16 protein-coding genes are annotated in these 20,827 nt (G+C 45.8%); 5 read left to right on the top strand and 11 right to left on the bottom strand.

Translation table 11 applies throughout. The features are described from left to right. Positions 1–338 precede the first annotated feature (338 nt). Positions 339–1,394 carry an alpha/beta fold hydrolase gene (locus EKG38_RS22240; RefSeq protein ID WP_126523178.1) on the bottom strand — a complete coding sequence of 352 codons (1,056 nt, stop codon included), beginning with the start codon at positions 1,392–1,394 and terminating at the stop codon, positions 339–341. 959 nt (positions 1,395–2,353) lie between these two features. Between EKG38_RS22240 and ltrA the strand changes: the two genes are divergently transcribed. From ltrA to EKG38_RS22220, 3 genes are all read left to right on the top strand, one after another. Continuing rightward, positions 2,354–3,826, top strand: coding sequence for a group II intron reverse transcriptase/maturase (ltrA, locus tag EKG38_RS22235; RefSeq protein WP_126523177.1), 1,473 nt, complete (start codon positions 2,354–2,356; stop codon positions 3,824–3,826). 234 nt (positions 3,827–4,060) lie between these two features. After that, the gene (locus EKG38_RS22225; RefSeq protein WP_036802973.1) at positions 4,061–4,399 is read left to right on the top strand and encodes a hypothetical protein; all 339 of its coding nucleotides are present in this window, start codon (positions 4,061–4,063) and stop codon (positions 4,397–4,399) included. Positions 4,400–4,963: 564 nt separating this feature from the next. Further along, complete coding sequence (locus tag EKG38_RS22220; RefSeq protein ID WP_126523176.1) at positions 4,964–5,164, top strand: DUF4250 family protein; 201 nt, start codon at positions 4,964–4,966, stop codon at positions 5,162–5,164. 17 nt (positions 5,165–5,181) lie between these two features. On the opposite strand, the gene EKG38_RS22215 is transcribed toward EKG38_RS22220, so the two are convergent. Then, complete coding sequence (locus EKG38_RS22215; RefSeq protein WP_126523182.1) at positions 5,182–7,200, bottom strand: DNA topoisomerase III; 2,019 nt, start codon at positions 7,198–7,200, stop codon at positions 5,182–5,184. 169 nt (positions 7,201–7,369) lie between these two features. Here EKG38_RS22215 and EKG38_RS22210 point away from each other — a divergent pair, with 169 nt between their 5' ends. Beyond that, complete coding sequence (locus EKG38_RS22210) at positions 7,370–7,636, top strand: hypothetical protein (protein WP_126523175.1); 267 nt, start codon at positions 7,370–7,372, stop codon at positions 7,634–7,636. A 43-nt stretch (positions 7,637–7,679) separates the two neighbouring features. Here EKG38_RS22210 and EKG38_RS22205 read toward each other — a convergent pair whose 3' ends face one another. The 9 genes from EKG38_RS22205 to EKG38_RS22165 form a co-directional block, all read right to left on the bottom strand. Continuing rightward, the gene (locus EKG38_RS22205; RefSeq protein ID WP_126523174.1) at positions 7,680–8,156 is read right to left on the bottom strand and encodes a potassium channel family protein; all 477 of its coding nucleotides are present in this window, start codon (positions 8,154–8,156) and stop codon (positions 7,680–7,682) included. A gap of 208 nt (positions 8,157–8,364) precedes the next feature. Continuing rightward, positions 8,365–9,879: an amidophosphoribosyltransferase gene (gene purF, locus EKG38_RS22200; protein WP_126523173.1), complete on the bottom strand. Its 1,515-nt coding sequence runs from the start codon at positions 9,877–9,879 to the stop codon at positions 8,365–8,367. Between the two features lie 101 nt (positions 9,880–9,980). Beyond that, positions 9,981–10,469 carry a CvpA family protein gene (locus EKG38_RS22195; RefSeq protein WP_012142002.1) on the bottom strand — a complete coding sequence of 163 codons (489 nt, stop codon included), beginning with the start codon at positions 10,467–10,469 and terminating at the stop codon, positions 9,981–9,983. 113 nt (positions 10,470–10,582) lie between these two features. After that, positions 10,583–11,203 (bottom strand): cell division protein DedD, encoded by a 621-nt coding sequence (gene dedD / locus EKG38_RS22190; RefSeq protein ID WP_126523172.1) that lies wholly within the window; start codon positions 11,201–11,203, stop codon positions 10,583–10,585. 132 nt (positions 11,204–11,335) lie between these two features. Further along, on the bottom strand, positions 11,336–12,601 hold the full coding sequence (folC, locus tag EKG38_RS22185) for a bifunctional tetrahydrofolate synthase/dihydrofolate synthase (RefSeq protein ID WP_126523171.1): 1,266 nt from the start codon (positions 12,599–12,601) through the stop codon (positions 11,336–11,338). 72 nt (positions 12,602–12,673) lie between these two features. Next, positions 12,674–13,459 carry a tRNA pseudouridine(38-40) synthase TruA gene (truA, locus tag EKG38_RS22180; protein ID WP_126523170.1) on the bottom strand — a complete coding sequence of 262 codons (786 nt, stop codon included), beginning with the start codon at positions 13,457–13,459 and terminating at the stop codon, positions 12,674–12,676. 200 nt (positions 13,460–13,659) lie between these two features. Further along, positions 13,660–16,626 (bottom strand): FimV/HubP family polar landmark protein, encoded by a 2,967-nt coding sequence (locus EKG38_RS22175; RefSeq protein ID WP_126523169.1) that lies wholly within the window; start codon positions 16,624–16,626, stop codon positions 13,660–13,662. Positions 16,627–16,839: 213 nt separating this feature from the next. After that, positions 16,840–17,856, bottom strand: a complete 1,017-nt coding sequence (locus EKG38_RS22170; protein WP_126523168.1) for an aspartate-semialdehyde dehydrogenase — start codon at positions 17,854–17,856, stop codon at positions 16,840–16,842. A 2-nt stretch (positions 17,857–17,858) separates the two neighbouring features. Beyond that, the gene (locus tag EKG38_RS22165) at positions 17,859–19,022 is read right to left on the bottom strand and encodes a 4-phosphoerythronate dehydrogenase (RefSeq protein WP_126523167.1); all 1,164 of its coding nucleotides are present in this window, start codon (positions 19,020–19,022) and stop codon (positions 17,859–17,861) included. A 772-nt stretch (positions 19,023–19,794) separates the two neighbouring features. Between EKG38_RS22165 and EKG38_RS22160 the strand changes: the two genes are divergently transcribed. Further along, a complete protein-coding gene (locus EKG38_RS22160; RefSeq protein WP_126523166.1) occupies positions 19,795–20,064 on the top strand; it encodes a hypothetical protein in 270 nt (89 codons plus the stop codon). Positions 20,065–20,827 lie beyond the last annotated feature (763 nt).

The following is a 20,827-nucleotide window of genomic DNA, read 5'->3' as shown; positions in this document are numbered from 1 at the left end:
CTGAATAGTGATTAAAACTATTCAAAGGATTATGTATAAAAATAGATCCGTCATTTTCCCTTGGTAATTAGCAAACCGACAAAATCGGTTGGTAGTTAAGGTACGACATAATCGCTTGGTGATCACATGGGTGGCGGGTACTCTGGAACTCAATTATGGACATAAGCGCGTTAAAGCATTAGCTCTAACTTATGATATTTAGATTAGGGAATGGGATAATCGGATATGCGGTAATGCGGTAATGCCAAGCACATGGATGACTAATATGGAGTGCGAGGTATTTGGCATCCTATGCTGCGCCTTGTTCAGCTTTCGCAGGGTATCAATAATACTTTTGTTTATAACGAGCTGCTTAAGAATTTCTGAACGACCATTTCGTTGAATTTTTGAGGTTCCTCATAGAATGGGAAATGAGAAGAGTTCTCAAACCAAATAATTTCTTTGGTTGGAGCAGATAACACATCATAGTATTGCTCAATAAGTGAAGATGGCGTGTCATTATCATGGCGCCCTGTAAAAAAATAGACTGGAACATACACTTGGTTAACGCTTATTCTGAAATCAAGATACCAAATAGCTTCATCATTGAATAATTCTTGTGAAAAGCCCCAACCGCTTATGATCTTTTTTTGCTGATTTGAATATACTGGACGATTAAGTATAAACTCCTCAATTTCTTCAGAACCTGATTTTCCATAAACTTCTCCACCATAATAGCCTACCCATTTTATAGTGATATCATACCCAGAATCATCAGTATACTCCCCGTCTTCATTCGGACGGCCTATGTAATCAAGTTCAGTAATTGCAATTTCATTGCTGGCTGCAATTGCTTTCTCTAGAGCAAAATCATAACTAAGCTGTTCATTTTCAATTACATCAACCACCTGCCCAACACTGCCAAAAGCATAGTAATTATCAGGATAGGAATGAATTAAGAATGTGCCAATAATCGTTCCTGATGAGTGACCTAGCATAAATATCTTTTCACGATTAAATCTCGTTTTTAGATATTCTGTCAGTTCATGCCCATCTGATAGAAACTGAGATAGGGTCATACTTTCTTTTAGAATACTCGGCGAGTAAGATAGCCCTGCACCTCTTTGATCCCAGTTGACTACAATAAAGTGTTCTTCAAGCTCTCTGTTTTTTTCATGCAAAAGAGGCATCATGGCAAAACCTGGGCCACCGTGAAGTACCAACAATATGGGTTTCGAAATATCTTTGCCTTGAATCGATATCCATTGTTCCACCCCACCAAGTGTAACTTGTTCCAGAACATCCATTTCAGTTGCATCAACCATGTCAGGGTTATTAGAGTCACTTTTATCACAACCGACCAATGCACTAAAAAAAACTAGAACACATAAAGCGTTACTTATAAGTATTTTCATACCTTTCCCTATTCGCTGAATGCAATGCTGACGCCCTAATAAAGGTGACAAGCACGACGCGTTTTTTTGTATAAAACTGCGAGCCTGCGAGCTATATAAAAAATCGCAGAGCACTTGGTATCAACGTTGATTGTTCTGTGTACACCCAGCATAAACTAATGAGGTGAAAGCCCTCTGTAAAAAGATCACAGTTCAATAACTTGCAGTTATTGAACTTTAGATCCTAGCGAATGGCAAGGACATATCCGCGAGGATTGACTGTAGGGTCAGTTAAACTCGCTCTCATCAACGATGTGGGGTACCAAACAGCATCAGATTACTTTTTTGAGGACAAATCTTGATAAAATCCATGCGTCTAATATTTTACTCCAACTAACTTTGGGGCGTGCGACGTGAAGTCGTATGAAGCGCTGTTCACCGCTTTTGAGTGAACCATCTGTATCACCAGGTGAACCTAGGAGCCTGAATAAAGTAGCGGCTCTGACAATGTAACGAAGATTGGTTATAGACCAATTGGGATCTGAATCGTGAGAGAACGATCCTCCTGATAACCACAAATCGGGTGAGTGCTAGGTAGTCAGTATGATGAACATATGTGAATCCGCATAAGGTGCGTTATGTGATGAAACAGCGGAAGTGGTTTATACGCTGTGGCCAAAAGGCAATGAGAGTTGGAAAGAGATTGCCCCATGCTCTTTCGTGGTCAATATAACTCTTCGCACTATAGCGGGCATCTACCCTGACATTGCGCGACATACGGAACACGGTAAGCCTATATCGCTCCCACTGGGAAAGCTTTTATGGCCGATAGCGATGTAGGTATAGGAGGTTGGAAAAAGCAAAAGCTGCATTGTAACGATGCAGATACAGACTTGTGTCTGGTCACGAAAGTGAGCCCACTTCCGACTGGTCTCCCGTTGCAAGATAATTTGAAGAACTTTATTCAAGGAGAAACGCAAATGATGATTTCAACAGAGATTAGTGCCTCTCCTGACAGCGAACAATGGCAGTCAATAGACTGGAAATCCGTTGAATCGCAAGTATTAAAGCTTCAAATGCGTATTGCAAAAGCAACTCGAGAAAGTAAACACGGTAAAGCGAAAGTGTTGCAGTGGCTACTGACTCACTCGCGCTCAGCAAAGCTTCTTGCTGTTAAACGAGTATCACAAAATAAAGGTAGTAAAACACCTGGAATAGACAGAGTCATCTGGAACACAGATGCTCGCCGCATGAAAGCAGTTCATCAATTGAGTAGAAAGGCGTACAAAGCCAAACCACTCAAGCGTATCTATATCCCCAAAAAGAACGGCAAGCTCAGACCTTTAGGCATTCCCTGCATGATAGACAGAGCGCAGCAAGCGCTCTACCTTATTGCGTTACAGCCTATATCGGAGACGCTTGCTGACCCTAACAGCTATGGATTTAGACCAAATCGTAGCACTGCTGACGCTGTCGATCAGTGCTTCAAATGCCTGGCTCAAAAGAAATCAGCGCAATGGGTTCTTGAGGGAGATATCAAATCCTGTTTTGACAAAATCGGGCATCAATGGCTAATCGACAATATAGCTATAGATAAACGCATGTTGGAACAATGGTTAAAGTCTGGCTTTGTAGACAAAGGGCTGTTTTATAATACCGATGAGGGCACACCACAAGGTGGGATCATATCCCCAACTTTGATGTTAATGACCCTTGGCGGGCTGGAGCAGCACATCAAATCTACCGCTCTTGAGAAAGGTGCGAGAGTCAACTTTATCGGATATGCCGACGATTTCGTCGTCACTTGCGCTTCAAAGGAAGTGCTAGAGAACGATATCAAACCGTTGATTGCTGAGTTCTTAGCGGAAAGAGGCTTAACACTCTCCGAAGAGAAAACGCACATTACCCACATCAACAATGGTTTTGACTTCTTAGGATTCAATCATAGGAAGTACAAAGGGAAATTGCTCATTAAACCGAGCAAGTCCAATACCTTGCTGTTCTTGAGTAACTTGCGCGAACTCATCAAAAAGCACGCAACCATCCCTGTTAACGATCTTATCAAACTGATAAATCCAAAACTAAGGGGTTGGGCGAACTATTATCGACATTGCGTTGCTAAACAAGTATTCGGGTATGTTGGGCACAAACTATTCTATGCGTTATGGCACTGGGCAGTAAGGCGTCATCCTACAAAGTCTAAAACATGGGTGGCCCTTAAATACTTCATCAACCGCAAAGGCCAATGGCAATTTCACGGTTGGCAGAAGATCATGGATATGGATTGCCAGTTTAATCTATTCCAAATAGCCAAAGTGCCTATTGAGAGACATGTGAAAATCCGAAGTGCGGCTATACCATTCGACCCTCAATACCAAGAATATTTGGTTAAAAGAAAGTCGAAGAAACAAGCTCGTAACTCTTGGAACGATCCTGCTCTGACTGCTTTATAAGTTGCTGGGTATCAAACGATGCCTTTGTGGAGGCTTGAGCCTAGTGCAGTGAAAGTTGCACGCTGGGTTCTTAGGAGGGCGGCACTTGGTAACAAGTGTCGTCTATCCGACAAAAACGTGTTTCAAGTTGGCCTAGTGAATGTCCGGAAATGGCACAGAATAGCAACTAAATCTCTACTACGTTCTGCCCCTGATAGTGATAGAATCTCCGCATCAGAATTACCGAGAAACTCTATGTTTATCCATCATGTTAACGGCATCGACTGGCTGGTGATTACAGCTTTTGAAGAACTGAAAACTATATTTATCGAAGAAGCCGGTGCGATCCCCTTTTGCTTCTCTACCGCCAGCGAATTGAACCTGATTGATCAAGCCAAGCGCACTTATGGATATTTGCCTACACTCAGCGGCGTAATCACCGATACTGGCACTTTCCAAAGCCAGGATAACGAAGAAGATTTGAACCCACAGCTTGCCTGCCTAGTTGAGGGGCGTGGCCGGGTGTTTATCTATTACGGCGGCTTTGTGGCTTTTGTGGATGACGAGCAAACCTTTATTACCCGAATGGACTGAAAATTATTCATTAAGTTAAAATCGGCGAATTGGCATCCCTAGTCGTTCATCCGCAAGCGTTTCGTTTATTAACAGGGTGCGAATTGAATGGAGCCGGATCCTAGCTTCAATAAGAAAAGCAATACTGCGGTTAACTGGAGAGCTGTATCCCTAGCAAGGAATGGGGCAGAGACGAGTTACGAAACCTAGCAATAAAACCAAATCGAAGAGATAGATAATCAGGTGCAGATGCGGCTGCGAGCTTCCAAAACATGGATGTTTTGGCAGAGCCCACAAGGATGTGCTTGCGGCGTCTCACAGAAGTGTCTGCACATAAGCGTACCGCAGGCTATTAGTCCATATTGAAGGTATAACCTTCAAACAAACTATCCAATACCAACTCAGCCGGAAGCTAAATCAGAAAATATTATCAGCCTTCATTCGAAGGCTAATATTTTCTCACCATAAAAGTGTTCATCTCACGGTGAGATGATGGAAATATCAGCGAATTGGTCTCATAGTTAAGTGATATAGGCGAGTACGATGCCGGACTCAAACTTAATATTTCCCTATCAGAGGTGAAGCATGATCAATATTCCGAACTTAGAACACCTGCCTGCGGAGATCCTCGTCGGCATCGCCAACGAACACCTCAGACTAAATTGCAAGGACAGGCAGTCTCTGTTCTATGATCTCGACATCCCCAGCACGGTATTGGAACAGAAGCTCAGCGACTCCGGGTTTGAGTATGATATTCTGGCGAATCAATACCGGTTGATAAAATAGGCTTTTACCGATTATTATTAAGCCTTAGCCTTTGTACTCGTTCGCTTTTTTGTGGCTGTTGTACGAGAAGCCGCAGTCGACTTTTTACGGTTATTGCTCGTCGACTTACTGTAGCGTTTTTTCCTGAAACTGTTAGCCGGCGCCTTTACCCCCTGCAGCGCCGAAGGCAACTGCGAACCCGCTTGGATAATTAACTCAGACAGTGAAGCGATTAATGGCGACATGAAGCTTAAATACTTTGCCTCTTTTCGACAAATCGCGTCTAAGTTACTCTCCCACAGTGCCGTCATATCCGGCGTAGTCGCACTCATTGGCAAGCTATTGATTAAGCCTTGGCCCACTGGTGTTGAGAGAATCGATTTCCCCTGCCTCGACAGAAAACTTCGCTTGAATAGCAGCTCAATAATCCCCGCTCGAGTCGCTTCGGTTCCAAGACCATCGGTGTCTTTAAGAATTTTTCGGATCTCGGGGTCGGTGACATAACGATTGATCCCTGTCATCGCACCGAGCAGAGTCGCATCGGTAAAGTGTTTAGGGGCTTGGGTGTGTTTCTCGACAAGCTCCCCCATGCCCGAGTGAAGTTGCTGACCTTTAACTAAGGGCGGTAGTACCTGACTCGAGTCTTCATCATCACCTTCACTGCTATGGCCACTCGATTTTTGCTTGTCGCTGTTTCGACCGAAAAGTTGCTTCCAACCCAGCGATCTCTCCTGCTTCGCCTTAGTTTTGAAATTCCCTCCCTCGATCAAAACCCGAACCTCTGTTTCACTATAGAGATACGGGGGGTAAAACTGAGCCAGATATTGACGGGCAACCTGCAGATAAATTTGCTTCTCACGGGCCCCCAATTGAGACAGATTCGCGGTTTTCTCGGTAGGAATGATCGCGTGGTGGGCATCGACTTTCTTATCATTCCACGCCTTAGATTTGATTTTGATGTCGGGCGCTGTCATGCCCTTTACAAGTTCAGCGGCGCCAGCGGTTATCGCAGAAACGACCTGAGGCGCTTGTTGAAATTGTTCGACAGGCAGGTAGCGACTGTCTGATCTAGGATAGGTGATCAACTTATGCCGCTCATAGAGCGTCTGGCAGGTATCGAGGACCTCTTTCGCGCTCATGCCGAAACGTTTGGCTGCATCGATCTGCAGTGATGATAGGCTGTATGGCAGCGGTGCATTCTGTTTCTTATCTTTCGCCAGCACTTGGGTCACTTCGGCGGGCTTATTCGTAATTCGGCCAACCACGTTTTGTGCTAAGCCTTTAGCCAGCACTCTTCCCTCTTCGTCCATGTAAGGCTGACATGCCTCGCTGGGCTGCCATTTCGCCTTAAATGCCTCCTTGTTATCCGTTGTCAGATTCGCCAACACCTCAAAGAAGGGCTTAGAGACAAAGTTCGCGATCTCTTCATCGCGCCTGACCACTAAACCAAGCAGCGGCGTCTGTACCCGCCCCACGGAGAGCACGCCTTGATAACCCACCTTACGCCCCTGAAGGGTGTAGGCGCGAGTCATATTCATACCATAGAGCCAGTCGGCGCGGGAACGAGCCAAAGCCGAGGTCGATAAGGGAATAAACTCCCGATTACTGCGCATCTGACCTAATGCGCGTTTGACCGCCTGAGGGTTCAGATCGCTGATAAGCAGACGCTGCGTGTTATTGAGTTTTTCACCCTTGACCCCAAGATGAGCTATCACTTCGTCAACCAATAGTTGCCCCTCACGGTCAGGGTCACCGGCATTGACAAGCTGTGAGGCCTTTTTCACTAACCCCCTGAGTACGGTGAGTTGTGAACGTGTCTTAGGCTTAGGTTTCATCTTCCATTGCTGCGGGATGATGGGAAGGTGTTCGAACTTCCAGGACTTAAATAGCGGATCATAATGATCGGGTTCGGCTTGCTCCAGCAAATGACCAATACACCATGAGACACAATCCCCATTGGCGGCCATGATATGCCCATCGCCTTTCTTATGAGGCTTAGGCAGTACATCGGCAATCGCACGGCCAAGGGAGGGTTTTTCGGCAATATAGAGGATCATCTGACGAGAGGTACCAAACACTGTATAAATTACCAGTAACTTTAGCCTAAACTCCTGCTTGCTGCAATGCTTCTATGGCAGCTAGCCATGACATGTTTGTAAATTTAGTTGAGAACCATTCTCATTTAACTGTAGGATTCCATCAATTAATGACTCCAAAGGAAGACAGATGTTAGCCACAACACCTCAAATAGGCAGCAGTTTAGACAAATTATTGCTGTATCATTTCCTACTGGTCACTGCCGTAGCCCTGCTTGTTACTCCTTTTATAAGCGGAGATAAAACCTTCAAGCTAATGCTTCTGGTCTCCATGCAGATTGCCCTCACCTGCATCAGCACCTTAATAGGGCTTAATATGGAGCACAGGCTTAACAGAGGTGCTGCAACCCTGCTATTTAGTGCCTGGATGTTAGTCTGGCTAATGCATCTAATCTAGCCAATAGTGGGCTAGTTAAACAGTCAGTCATTAGGGTAAACCATCACCTCATCTGTTTTTGCTTTATGTGTTCAACATGCATGATCAAGCCATCAACAGTCTCTTTCAACAGATCCAGTTCATCGATAGACAGATCGTTTAGCTGCTCGAGGTTATATTCTATCGTGTCGATGATCTGTTTATGAGGCCCCTGCATTGGCCTCATAAAATAGGCGGTAACTGTCGCGACTATGGTGCCGAAGAACAACATGGAACCCATGACTATCCAGATCCCACCGATAAAATGAGCGGCGCCGGAGACGGGAGCATCGGCGATTCCCGCCGTGGAAAATGCGGCTATGCCCCAATAAAGCGCATCTCCATAAGTTTGTATTGACGAGTTTTCGGCATTCGATTCAAAAAAATACAAACCGGCAGAAAAGATGAGCCACAGCACGATCAGTAGAGCTAACATTTCCACAAAAGGGGTATGAATAGAGATATCTTTGATAAATCGAGTTGAACGTTTGGTTTTTTTCATGAGCGGCACCATCTGACATGAACGAGTCGATTCATCTATAACTTTAGATTCACCACTTTATATGTTCAAGATAAATGCAAAACGATTGTCGATAGCTCTCAATAAATAATGAGGCATTAAAAAAGCCAGCTCCGATTAAGGAAACTGGCTTTACTTAACTCACCTCACCTTCAGCTAGAGTAAGCTGAGATAGTGACCCTTCATCCGACTAGGGATGGCAGACGTTGTGTAGTTCTATGTTAGTGCCGATATCTTTACTGCGATTGGCCTTAGCATCGTCGTTACGCAACTGAGTGATATGATCGAGATAATCCTGATCGACATCGTTGGTAATGTAAATGCCGTCGAAGACAGAGGTCTCGAAACGTTTAATCTCAGGGTTTTCCATGCGAACGGCTTCCACCAAATCTTCCAGATCCTGGAAAATCATCCCATCGGCACCAATCATCTTGCTGATCTCATCCACATCGCGACCATGAGCAATCAGCTCAGCGGTCGTTGGCATATCGATACCGTAGACGTTAGGAAAACGGATCTCAGGGGCCGCCGATGCGAAATAAACCTTCTTAGCACCCGCTTCACGAGCCATTTCAATGATCTGCTCAGATGTCGTACCACGAACCACCGAATCATCAACAAGGAGAACGTTCTTACCCTTAAACTCGACGCCAATGGCATTGAGTTTACGACGAACAGACTTCTTACGCTCCTGTTGACCCGGCATGATAAAAGTACGGCCAATATAACGATTCTTAACGAAACCCTGACGGTAAGGCAGGTCCAGATTACGGGCAATTTCTAACGCGGTATCGCACGAGGTTTCCGGAATAGGGATAACCACATCGATATCGTGATCTTCCCACTCTTTCTTAATCTTCTCGCCAAGCATAGAGCCCATGTTGACACGGCTGCCATAGACAGAAACCTTATCAATCGTCGAATCCGGGCGAGCAAAATAAACAAACTCAAACAGACAAGGAGCGTAGCTTGGAGACTCGGCACATTGGCGAGTAAATAACTGGCCATCTAAAGTGATATAGATAGCTTCACCCGGCGCCACATCGCGCATCAACTCGAAACCTACGGCATCGAGTGCAACACTCTCAGAGGCGACCATATACTCGGTGCCACTTTCCGTTTCATGCTTACCCAGCACGAGCGGGCGGATGCCAAACGGGTCACGAAATGCAACCATTCCCTGGCCAACAATAATTGCAGCAACCGCATAAGCACCACGAGTCAATGAGTGAACGTTAGCAATGGCATCAAACACTTCGTCTTCAGATAAGACTTGGCTATCGCAGTGCTGCAACTCGTCGGCTAACAGATTCAATAACACTTCAGAATCTGATGTGGTGTTAACATGGCGGCGCTGTTTAACCAAGCGCTCTTGCAACTCAAGAGTATTGGTTAAATTACCATTATGAGCTAATGAGATACCAAATGGTGAGTTAACATAAAAAGGTTGAGCTTCTGATGCGCTAGAGCTACCGGCAGTTGGGTAACGGACATGCCCGATCCCCGTAGTGCCTTGCAGGCGTTGCATATGTTTAGCTTCGAATACGTCTTTTACCAGACCATTGGCTTTACGTAATCTAAACGCACTACCATCGACAGTCACGATACCAGCAGCATCTTGTCCGCGATGCTGGAGTACAGTTAATGCATCATAGATAGTCTGATTAACCGATGTTCGGCCAACTATTCCGACGATACCACACATGGGTAGGCTTCCTCATTGTAAGATGTTCTGATAATTATAATCTTGAGTTACTAAAAGCCTGAAAGAGCGCTGCCAGCAACATGATAATGCTTATATGCATTTTATATTTTGGGTACAAAGCTAGACGTGTTTTCTATGTAGTCGAAAAACCACTGAATAACGACGCCGAATTCGGGCACGAGTTGCGAACTCTGCCACCAATCTGTATTGGGTGCTCCAGTAAAAGCATCCATAAAAAAGAGTAAAGCACTCACAATTAAGGCGCCCCTTAAGGCACCAAAGCAGAGTCCGAGGACTCTATCAGTTCCCGATAAACCGGTTTTATCGACGAGCTGACCGAGGAGATAATTCACCAAGGCACCAAGGATCAGTGTCGCGACAAAAAGTATCGCTATAGCGACACCATTGCGGAGCATCTCATCTTGCATTTGGGTTAGGTATACAGCGAGGTCCTGATAAAACTGACTCGCAACGAAAAAAGCAGCAAACCAAACCACGAGGGACATGGCTTCTTTTGCAAAACCGCGAAGCAGACTAATTAAAGTCGAGACTCCGATAACGGCGATTATGGCGTAATCAATCCAAACCATTGAAAAGGTGATCCAGCATAGGGTTTAAGACGGCGCGATCTTACCAGAGACGGAGCATATTCTCACCCCATTGATGAGAATATATTGTTTCTGTTTCTGATTTCAGATTTTGCTTAAGAAGCCGTTGGTTCGTAGGCGACGATACGGCCTTTCAACTTTGTCAGTTTTTCAATACCCGATTGAAGAGACTGCAATTTTGATTTCGAGAGTTCAGGTCCAACGAACACCTTAGTGAGCTTGCCATCTATCGGCGTTGCAGGAAGTGTATAGGCATTAAAACCTTTCTCTCTCAACTGCTTTACCAACCCTCTAACATTAGCCGCATTATTAAAGCTACCCAGCTGTAAGGTATAGGCTGATGAAGGTTTAATGGCGGGTTTTTTCTCTGCTTTTACAACAGCTTTTGACTCTGCTTTGCTATCGGCTTTAGATTCAGCCTGCGGCTCGGCTCGTTTGTCCACGCTTACCGCGGCTGTAATAGGCTCGATGGCCGCTGCCGCAGAGTCAGACTCAACACTTGATGACTCAAATGCTTGCTCTTTTTCACTCAGGTCTAACGCCACTAAGGCTTCATCGGGAAGGGAGGCTGATTCAACCTCGGGCCTGAGTGGGATCTCAGAGAATTGCTCCACTTGGTGCTCTTTTTTACCATCTAAAATATCGGGCAGAAAAATGACACCTAAGGCAACGAGCACTATGACACCGACGAGACGGTTCTGAAAATGACTAGACAATTTTTTATCCTTTAATAGAGATGCGTAGCATCTCTATTTATGCCACTGCGTGGCGTTATTGTAAGTAAATTTTTATACAGCTTGGTTCAAACGGATTCAATCACACATCTAACCGGACACAGACGATGACATTCACACCATTCCTATCTGAAGGCCTTTAAATTCTGCAACAGTGTAAAAAGAGCCAAAGACAATGATCATATCCTCATAATGAATCTCAGATGATATCGCCTGCCAGGCTAAATCTACACTCTCGTATATATGCGCATCACACTGAGTCGTTAATGCCCCTCTCAATGCCTCGGCCGACGCACTTCGTTCGGTTTTTAGCCGGGTAAACGACCAGTGATCGACTAGAGGAGCAAGGGTTTGAATTACTTCGGTGCAATCTTTATCTTTTAGCATGCCACATAACGCAAATAAACGCTTAGGTTTATACACTTCGAGGCGGCTCACCAAATAACGTGCGGCATGGGGATTATGAGCCACGTCGAGTAGAATCAAAGGAGCCTGACTGACGGTTTCTAATCGGCCGCCTAGCCTCGCCTCTCCAATCGCCTTCTTAATGACATCCACCGACAGTTCCGGCCAGCCATGCTCAATAACGGCCAAGGCAGTAGCCGCGTTAGGCAGCGGTAACTGAGGTAGAGGGATGTTATCGAGTGTCAGTCTCTGGCCATTAAATTTCCAGGTCTGAGAACAAGCATCCAACCGGTAATTAAATGCTTGATTAACTCTGTAAATATTTGCCCCGACCTCTTGTGCCACATCAAAAATTGAATCGGGCATATTGGGTTCACCGACAATGGCCGGCTTTGAGTTGCGGAAAATCCCCGCTTTCTCGCGGCCAACCAAGTCGCGCGTGTCACCAAGGTATTCCTGATGGTCGATATCAATCGAGGTCACCACGCAAATATCGGCATCGATAATATTGGTCGCATCTAAGCGGCCACCTAAACCCACCTCCAGCAAGATAACATCGGGGGCGGCGGCTTTGAAAATATAGAGACCAGCCAGAGTCGCAAATTCGAAGAAACTTAAAGAGATCTCATTTCGCGCACTATTTATGGCTTCGAAGGCTTCAATCAAAACCGAGTCGGCAGCATCATCACCATTGATACGGACTCGTTCGTTATAATGGAGCATATGCGGCGAGCTATAGACGCCAACACTTAAACCCGATGCAAGTAAAATTTGCTCGATGAAGGCGCACGTCGTCCCCTTGCCATTGGTCCCTGCAACGGTGACCACCTGAGTTCCGGGCAGTTCCCGTAACTTCAGTCGATCGGCAACCTCAGATACGCGAGTCAGCCCCATCTCAATTTCGGTAGGATGGATAGCTAAAAGATAACCTAACCAATTATCTAAACTTGCGTCTTTAACAGGAGCTTTTGGCATAACTTTATTATTCTTAATTAATCACTGAAAAGTAACACCACACAGTGGTATGAATAGAGATGCATAGATCTATCAATCCAACATAAACAGCGGACCCAGGGCGAGCTTAGGCAGCTCGTATCGCTCAGGATACGTGACATCGACCATATATAGCCCATTAGGTTTGGCCGTTGGTGCCGCCTGACTCCTGTCTTTTAGATCCAGTAATTGGGGGATCCACTCTGGACGCTGATTACCCAAACCAATTTCTAACAGAGTACCTACAATATTACGTACCATATGGTGCAGGAAAGCATTCGCCTTAATATCGACACAGATATACATGCCTTGACGGGTAACATTTACCTCGTGAACACTTCTGAAAGGGGTCTTAGATTGACAATGAAGTGCCCTGAAGCTGGTAAAATCGTGCTCTCCGACAAACTGCTGTGCAGCCTGATGCATGATATCGGCATCGATATTACCCCGATAATGACTCACACCCGAGCGTAATATACCGGGGCGATAATCATAGTTATAAATCATGTATCGGTAGCGTCTCGCTGTCGCCGAGAAACGAGCATGAAACTCATCATCGACAATCTTTACCCACCTTACGGCAATATCATCGGGTAGATTAACATTGACACCTAAGGTCCATGCCGAATCTTTGCGTATCGCATTTGTTTCAAAATGAACAACCTGACCGGTGGCGTGGACGCCCGCGTCAGTTCTTCCGGCGCAGTGAACCCTAATAGGCTCATTGGCCACCTTAGATAGGGCGCGCTCTAACTGAGCTTGTACTGAGTCAACTTCAGCCTGTCGCTGCCAACCAAAATACTGACGGCCATCATATTCGATACCTAACGCTACTCGCATACAACCTCTTTGAAAATTTTAACCATGGACTCGAAAATCGAGCCAACAACAATATAACTGTACCCAAGCCACTTCAAAATGTTGAATCCTGCATTTCGAGGTCGTTTGGGTATAACCTAATTTGGGCGCTGGATTTTAGCATATTGTCCCATAATAAAAAACGGCGCTTAACGCGCCGTTTTTAGAAAGAGTAAGACAATTTAATCTAAGGTTTTAAATAAGCCATCGGCTTCACTTTGTTGTCTTTCGTTGCCGTCCAGCTGAACCTCTTTAAGCAGGGCTTTTGCACTATCGGTATCATCAATTTCAATGTAGGCGCGAGCTAAATCCAATTTCGCATTAACGGAGTTTTCCTCATCATCAACATCGACCATTGAGGCATTGCCCATCAGGCTATCGAGCTCGCCCATATCGACATCGAGTTCTTTATATTGATCCGTTTCGGCGACATCTTCATCTGCTTCATTGAGAAGTCGATCAATATCGATAAAACCATTGTCACTCTGGAAGCTGGTAAGGTCGTGCTCCGGAACCTCTATCGCTGGTGACACGGTTTTTTCTTTGGCATCGAGCGCAGCCAGAGCTTCATCGACAGTTAACTTCTCTTCAACCTCGTCAGGTACTAACTCCAAGTCTTGGCGAACATCGGGGGTCACCTCTTCCGGCGAGCCGATGAGTTCATCATCGCTTAATAGTGGGCTGTCATCTTTACCCCCCAAATCGGCTAACGAGCCATCCCACTCTAAGCTGTTATCATCGACCTTCTTACTGCCTTTAAGATCTGCAAACATGCCGCTGCCTCCCTTCGAAGCAACTGGATCCATTTTCGATTTATTATCCACTGACTCTAAATCGGCTAATAGTGCATCGAGTGCTTCATCTTTACCCGAATCGGTATCGGCTTCAGCTTGGTTTTGAGTGCTCTCATCAACCAACTCAGGTGCAATATCAGAGTCGATATCCTCCCGGCTCATGTCAAAATCAGCCAGTAAGGAGTCCAACTCTTCCTCTTCGACCTTCTCATCTGAGATGATGTCATCAGGGGCTGGCTCAGCAGTTGATTCTGAGACAGGTTCTGGAGCATCGAAACCAGCAAGCAGTGCGTCTAAGTCCTCTTCACTGACATTGTCATCCGCGCTTTCGTCACTATCTAACTCGGCCGCAATCTCATCGGTTAACTTAGATTCAGCTTCAGGTTCTGATTCAGCTTCTGGCTCGGCTTCAGCCTTTGGAGCATCGAAACTGGCGAGCAGTGAGTCAAGGTCCTCTTCGCTGACAGTTTCATCCGGACTTTCGTCACTCTCTAACTCGGCCGCAATCTCATCAGTTAACTTAGGTTCAGCTTCTGGCTCGGCTTCAACCGCTGGAGCATCGAAGCTTGCAAGTAATGAGTCCAGATCCTCTTCACTAACATTGTCATCCGTACTTTCGTCACTCTCTAACTCGGTCGCAATCTCATCAGTTAACTTAGGTTCAGCTTCTGGCTCGGCTTCAACCGCTGGAGCATCGAAGCTTGCAAGTAATGAGTCCAGATCCTCTTCACTGACATTGTCATCTGCGCTATCGGCCTCTAACTCGGCCGCTATTTCATCACTAAGATCCGGTTCAGTCCCCAGTTCGGTTTCATCCACCTCTGGCTCATCTTGAGGGAGATCGAAGCCCGCAAGCAGGGAGTCCAGGTCCTCTTCACTGACATTTTCATCAGCATTATCTGTCTCTAACTCAGCAGCGATCTCGTCGGTGAGATCTGTTTCAATTTCAGCGGCGGGCTCATCAAAACCTGCTAATAAAGAATCTAAGTCATCTGCAGATACGATTTCGCCATTGCTTTGCGCTACACTCTCAACCGGCGCAGGCTCCTCATCGAATCCGGCAAGCAATGAGTCTAAATCATCCTCATCGGCACTGGCATCGGGACTAGGCTCTTCTTCATCCTGCTCTCCCATCGCCTCAGCCCAAAGGTCATCTAACGACTGTCCCTCTTCTTCAACGGGTTCTTCAAGGGCTTGCTCGTCGGCACCAGAATCGACGAACATATCCTGTTCCGTCGACAAGTCGACCTCAGGTTGTAGCTCACTCGAGTCAATATTCATCAGAGAATCTATCGATTCCTCTTCATCGGTGTCGAGATGTACCGCCATGGCCTCTAAATCATCGGGGGCTTTCAGGTTTTCAGGTGCCGGCTGTGGAGCCTCTGATTCAGATACTGGCTCCTCTTTATCTTCTTTGCTCTCGCCCTCGTTACGGCGACGTTTGAGGAATAACCAGAATAGAATAAGTACTAAGAGTGCAGGAATTGCGGCGCCAAGGATCAACAGCAATGGATTATCCATTAGGCTACGCCAAAGATCTGAGTCCTGTTCGGTCTCAGGTTGCTGCAATGCGGCAACTTGCTCCTTTAACATCTGAACTTCAGCATTTAAGGATTCATTTTGCTGCTTACTTATCTGAAGTTGCTCCTCTAAAATCGAGATCTGCTCATTTAACTCGTCGATTTTGCTTTGCAGTGAATCTGTATCCCGGCTGCCAATATTTAATTGGTCTTCGGCTCTGGCCAAATCATCTGTCAGTTGTAACGCTTTGGCTTCGGCGGCCTCAAGCTTCGCAGTTAAGCCTTCCATAGAGTCTGCATTGGCAGCAATAACTGCCGTCGTGGAAGGTGCTTGAGTTGTTGATGTCGAAGGTATCGATTCAGTCACGGTTTCTGTGACACTTTGTTCAACTTCCGGAAGGGTTACCGGCTTAGGTTGAGATGTTTTTGTCGTAGAGGTTGCCTTTCTCCAGCCTTTATCATCTCGGGCAGCGCGTTCCTTTGCCATGCTCTTAGGTATCGCTAACATCACCTCTTTAGAGGGGATGAGCAGTATCATGCCTCTCTCTAGACTGTTGTAGTTCGCGTTTGAAAAAGCATGGGGATTAGCATCATAGATTGCCGCCATCACTTGGTAGATATCGACGCTATTATCAGGCCGTACCCGCTGAGCTATACTCCAAAAGGTATCAGACGACTGAGTCGGTCCATATTGCCGGTTCATCTCCCTCACCTCGCCATCGGGGCCGGTGATCTTCAGAGGTTCAGCGGCATAGGCGTGATTTAGCGGATTAGCAGTCAAAACGAGTAGAGCTGAGGCCATCAGACCGACAAGATACGAAGTGCGAAAGTTCATTAATTCTTCCCTTTCAAGCGCAATGGTTCTGCCATTAAACAGCATAGCTTTAGGCAATTGTATTTATTGAGATTACTATAAACCAGAAATCACGGGTCTGCTACTGTTCACAATTCAAAAACATGTGCTAATACAAAAAAAGCCTGCAAGTTGCAGGCTTTTTCATCTAAATAGACCGGTTTAAGCTTAAAACTGAACTATATCGGGCTTAGATCAATAATAATCACGGATTAGCACTTCGGCAATCTGAATGCTGTTTAGTGCCGCACCTTTTCTAATGTTATCAGCGACAACCCATAGGTTAATGCCATTATCATGGGAGATATCTTTACGAACACGTCCCACATAAACGGGATCGGTTCCGGAGGCATCGGTCACAACCGTTGGATATTCTTCGTCGGATTCAAAAAGTTCTACACCAGGCGCATCACGCAACACTGACTTAACATCTTCTGCATCGACAGGCTGTAGCGTCTCCAGGTGAATCGCCTCAGAATGGCCGTGAAAAACCGGAACACGCACCGCAGTCGGGTTAACGACGATATTATCATCACCGAAGATTTTCTGCGTTTCCCAGACCATCTTCATCTCTTCTTTGGTATATCCGTTATCCATAAACTTATCGATCTGCGGCAAGGCGTTAAACGCTATCTGCTTTGGATAAGCTTTTGGCTCTACCGGAAGGCCTTGAAGTAACTTGGCGCACTGACTGGCCAACTCTTCGATCGCCTGCTTACCCGAACCCGATACCGACTGATAGGTCGCGACGTTAATTCGAGAGATCCCATAGGCATCGTAAATCGGTTTCAAAGCAACCAACATCTGAATGGTCGAGCAGTTAGGGTTAGCGATAATATTTCTGTTACGGAAATCTGCAATCGCCTCCGGATTCACTTCAGGTATCACTAACGGGATATCGATGTCATATCTGAAGTGAGAGGTATTATCGATAACCACACAGCCATTTTCGGCGGCGATTGGCGCCCATTTAGCCGAAACATCACCACCAGCAGAGAAGAAACCTATCTGTGCTTGAGACCAGTCAAAGGTATCAACATCAAGAATTTCTACCTGTTTACCGTGGAAGGTGACCGTATCACCAGCACTACGGCTACTGGCTAGAGGGTATAAATTAGCAACGGGGAAATTGCGCTCTTCGAGGATCTCGATCATTGTTTGACCGACTGCGCCCGATGCACCTAAAACGACAACATTAAATTCTTGTGACATAATTACCGACCAACTCCTGAAAATCCTAAATTGAGCAACCAATCTACATCAGATTGCCCCGCAGTTACTAGCTTTAACGCACTAAATTCGCGTCTATGCTTGTGATTTTTTCTCATAAGATCAAACCCATTATTATTAGCTGAATTTTCACGGGCTTTTATTGCACAATCATCAAGCAGGGTTTGTCGAAACAGTTCATCGTCATCACGCAGATCATAGACAAAACGGGACAGCTGCAACAGTGCCTTCTCTGAGGGAATTTCGTCCAGCGACACCTGCTGAGACCATAGCGCTGGCAGCAGAGATGTCATCGACTTATCCGCATCCATACCCAGAACGGCCATTAATTTTTGATATAGCATAAAGGTGCCACGAGCCTTCCCCTCCAAGCTGTAACCCGCAATATGGGGCGTCGCTAACTCGACAAGCGGCACCAGCTCAAGCATAGGGTCAGGCTCACCTTCCCATACATCGAGCACGAGTTTGATATCCGGGCGCAGCGCCTTTACCTTTATCAGGGCGCGGTTATCGATAACCTCCCCTCTGCAGCAGTTAAGCAGCCAGGTATCAGGCTTTAAGTTTTGTAATCTCTGCTCATCGAACAGATACCAGGTTTTATTTATCCCGTCTCGAGTCAATGGAACATGCAAGCTGATCACATCGGCTCTTTCGGTTAACGCCTCGAGCGAGACAAACTCCCGCGGGTCATCGGCTTCGATTAATGGATCGTTAAGCAACACCTCGACACCATAGGCCTCGAGGCATTTAGCCACCGCCGAACCGGTATTACCCGCGCCGACAATCCCGACGACCTTGCCCTTAAGCTCGGTATCGAAACGCTTCGCCAGTTCCAGCATGGCAATAAATGCAAACTCCCCCACCGCCGTGGCATTACAGCCCGGTGCATTGGTAAACGGGATCCCTTGGCTGGCAAGATAGCTCTGGTCGATATGATCTGTGCCTATGGTGGCACTACCGACAAACTTAAGATTAGTATTGAGCGACAACAGTGCCTGATTAACCTTAGTCACCGAACGCACCAAGAGCACATCGGCATCTTTAACCTGCTGCGGGGTTAATGTACGGCCATTAACCGCTTCAATCGTACCAAGATCACCAAAGAGCTGTTCCACATAAGGCATGTTTTCATCGGCAAGGATCTTCATATTGTTCCTAAAAAGTAACATGAATAAGTGAGATGGCGCATTCTAACAAGATGGCAGCAGATTGAGAATCACCTTCGAATGAAGGTGAATTACATTTTTTACTTTTGCTCAATTGTATTGGAATGTTTGCTTTGAGGTTGCACCTTCATTGCTATCTATAGCCTGCGGCTCGCCTAAAGTGTAGATACTTCTTCGGGGCGCTGTGAAGCCATCCATGGCCGCTTCACGAAAACATCCCTGTTTTCGATACCCTCAGACGCATCTACACCTGATTATTTCTCTCTTCGATTAGGCTTTGTTGTTAATCGTAAGCTTTGAGCTTGCTAACTTACTTTTGTCCCAGAGTTCAATGATGATATCTGATGTGAATGGAATCATGAATGCAGTTGTGACATGGTCAATGCTGTTCCCTACATCATAATGACATCTCCCATATCCTTATGGCGCGGAAGGTGGGAATGTCGAAAAATATCTGGGACATTTCATCCCTTGTTTTCGATACCCCCAGCCGTATCTACACGCGTCGGTTTAATAGAAAGTGCTCTCTCCGATTTAGCGTTATTTTTAACTGTAAGCTTTTGAGTTTACAGACTTGAACTGTAGACATGAATATTTAAGCATCATCTACCCGTTCAATTATCATACAGCTAACTAAGGCTATGCTATCACCAATCCCAGCAAACGAATTGACGGGCCAAACACACTGTCCGATTGCATGATATCCCCACGGTCAAGGCAATGACGAACTGAGCACTTAAACGAGGTAATACCCATGAAAACATCTATCATCGCTCTATCATTAGTTGCTATATTCTCTGCCACTTCAGCCAACGCTCGTTATGAGCACGACATGGCTCAGGTTGCAAAAATCGAAGCTCAAGCAGCGCAGCAGAACAAGCAGGTCAAGTCCTCATACGAAATGGCTCTCCATGCTGAAGGTCTTGAGGTGGCAAAACTGTCTTCAACATCCGGTGAATTCGATGCCTACTACAAGGTTCCAGTTGAAGGTGCATGTGGTGAAGGCATCTGCATCAAGAAGTGAATTATTCAACTCAGATATACAGCCAGGACAGGAGTTCTGGCTCAATTGAATTAACCGATCTCTAACTAGGCGAGTTCTAATAGGCCATCAATGGCATTAGTCTTTGCTGCTACAGCAAATAATCTCCTTGTTTAAATACCTGTTCGATCCCCCTATCTCTCACCCTAAGAGTTTCACACTGTGAAACCTCGCCGTGCTGTCAACGGTCACAGACGCATCTACACTTGGTTATTTCAAAGAAGGTACTCTCTTCGATTTGGCTATGTTCCTAAAGTTTTTCAACTCACTTTTGCCACCAAAGTTTGTTAACCTTCGAATGAAGCCTAATTACATTTTTCCTTTTGTTCAATGATATTGGGATATATGTTTGAATCTCGTTCTTTCATTCTTACTTATCGCCTCCGGCGAGGGTATGTGCAGAGACTTCAGCGAAACGCCGTGAATCCGTCCGTGGAGGCTCGACGATGGCATCTGCTGTAAAAGGATTTACGAATGTCGCGATCACATGGATGTGAAAGAGCGACCATGCCATCAACGTCCGCTGCCGCATCTACACTTGCTGATTTACAAGAAAGTTCTCTCTTCGATTGTGGTTCTTTTGGTTAAGTTGCTAACAAGAAAATGCCCCGAAGTGAGTTACAGCCTTTAATCTCGCATGCTCTCTGCTGTCCGTTCTACCCTACTTTTTATATGGTGTTCTTGTTCATCAGCTCGAACTCTTTAATGATTGATAGGGCTAGCCACTCCCACCAGTATTGCTCCA

It is taken from the genome of Shewanella canadensis (assembly GCF_003966225.1).
In the GTDB taxonomy this organism is placed as follows: domain Bacteria; phylum Pseudomonadota; class Gammaproteobacteria; order Enterobacterales; family Shewanellaceae; genus Shewanella; species Shewanella canadensis.
Note: the sequence above shows the minus strand (reverse complement) of the source record. Positions and strands in the feature narration are given on the sequence as shown.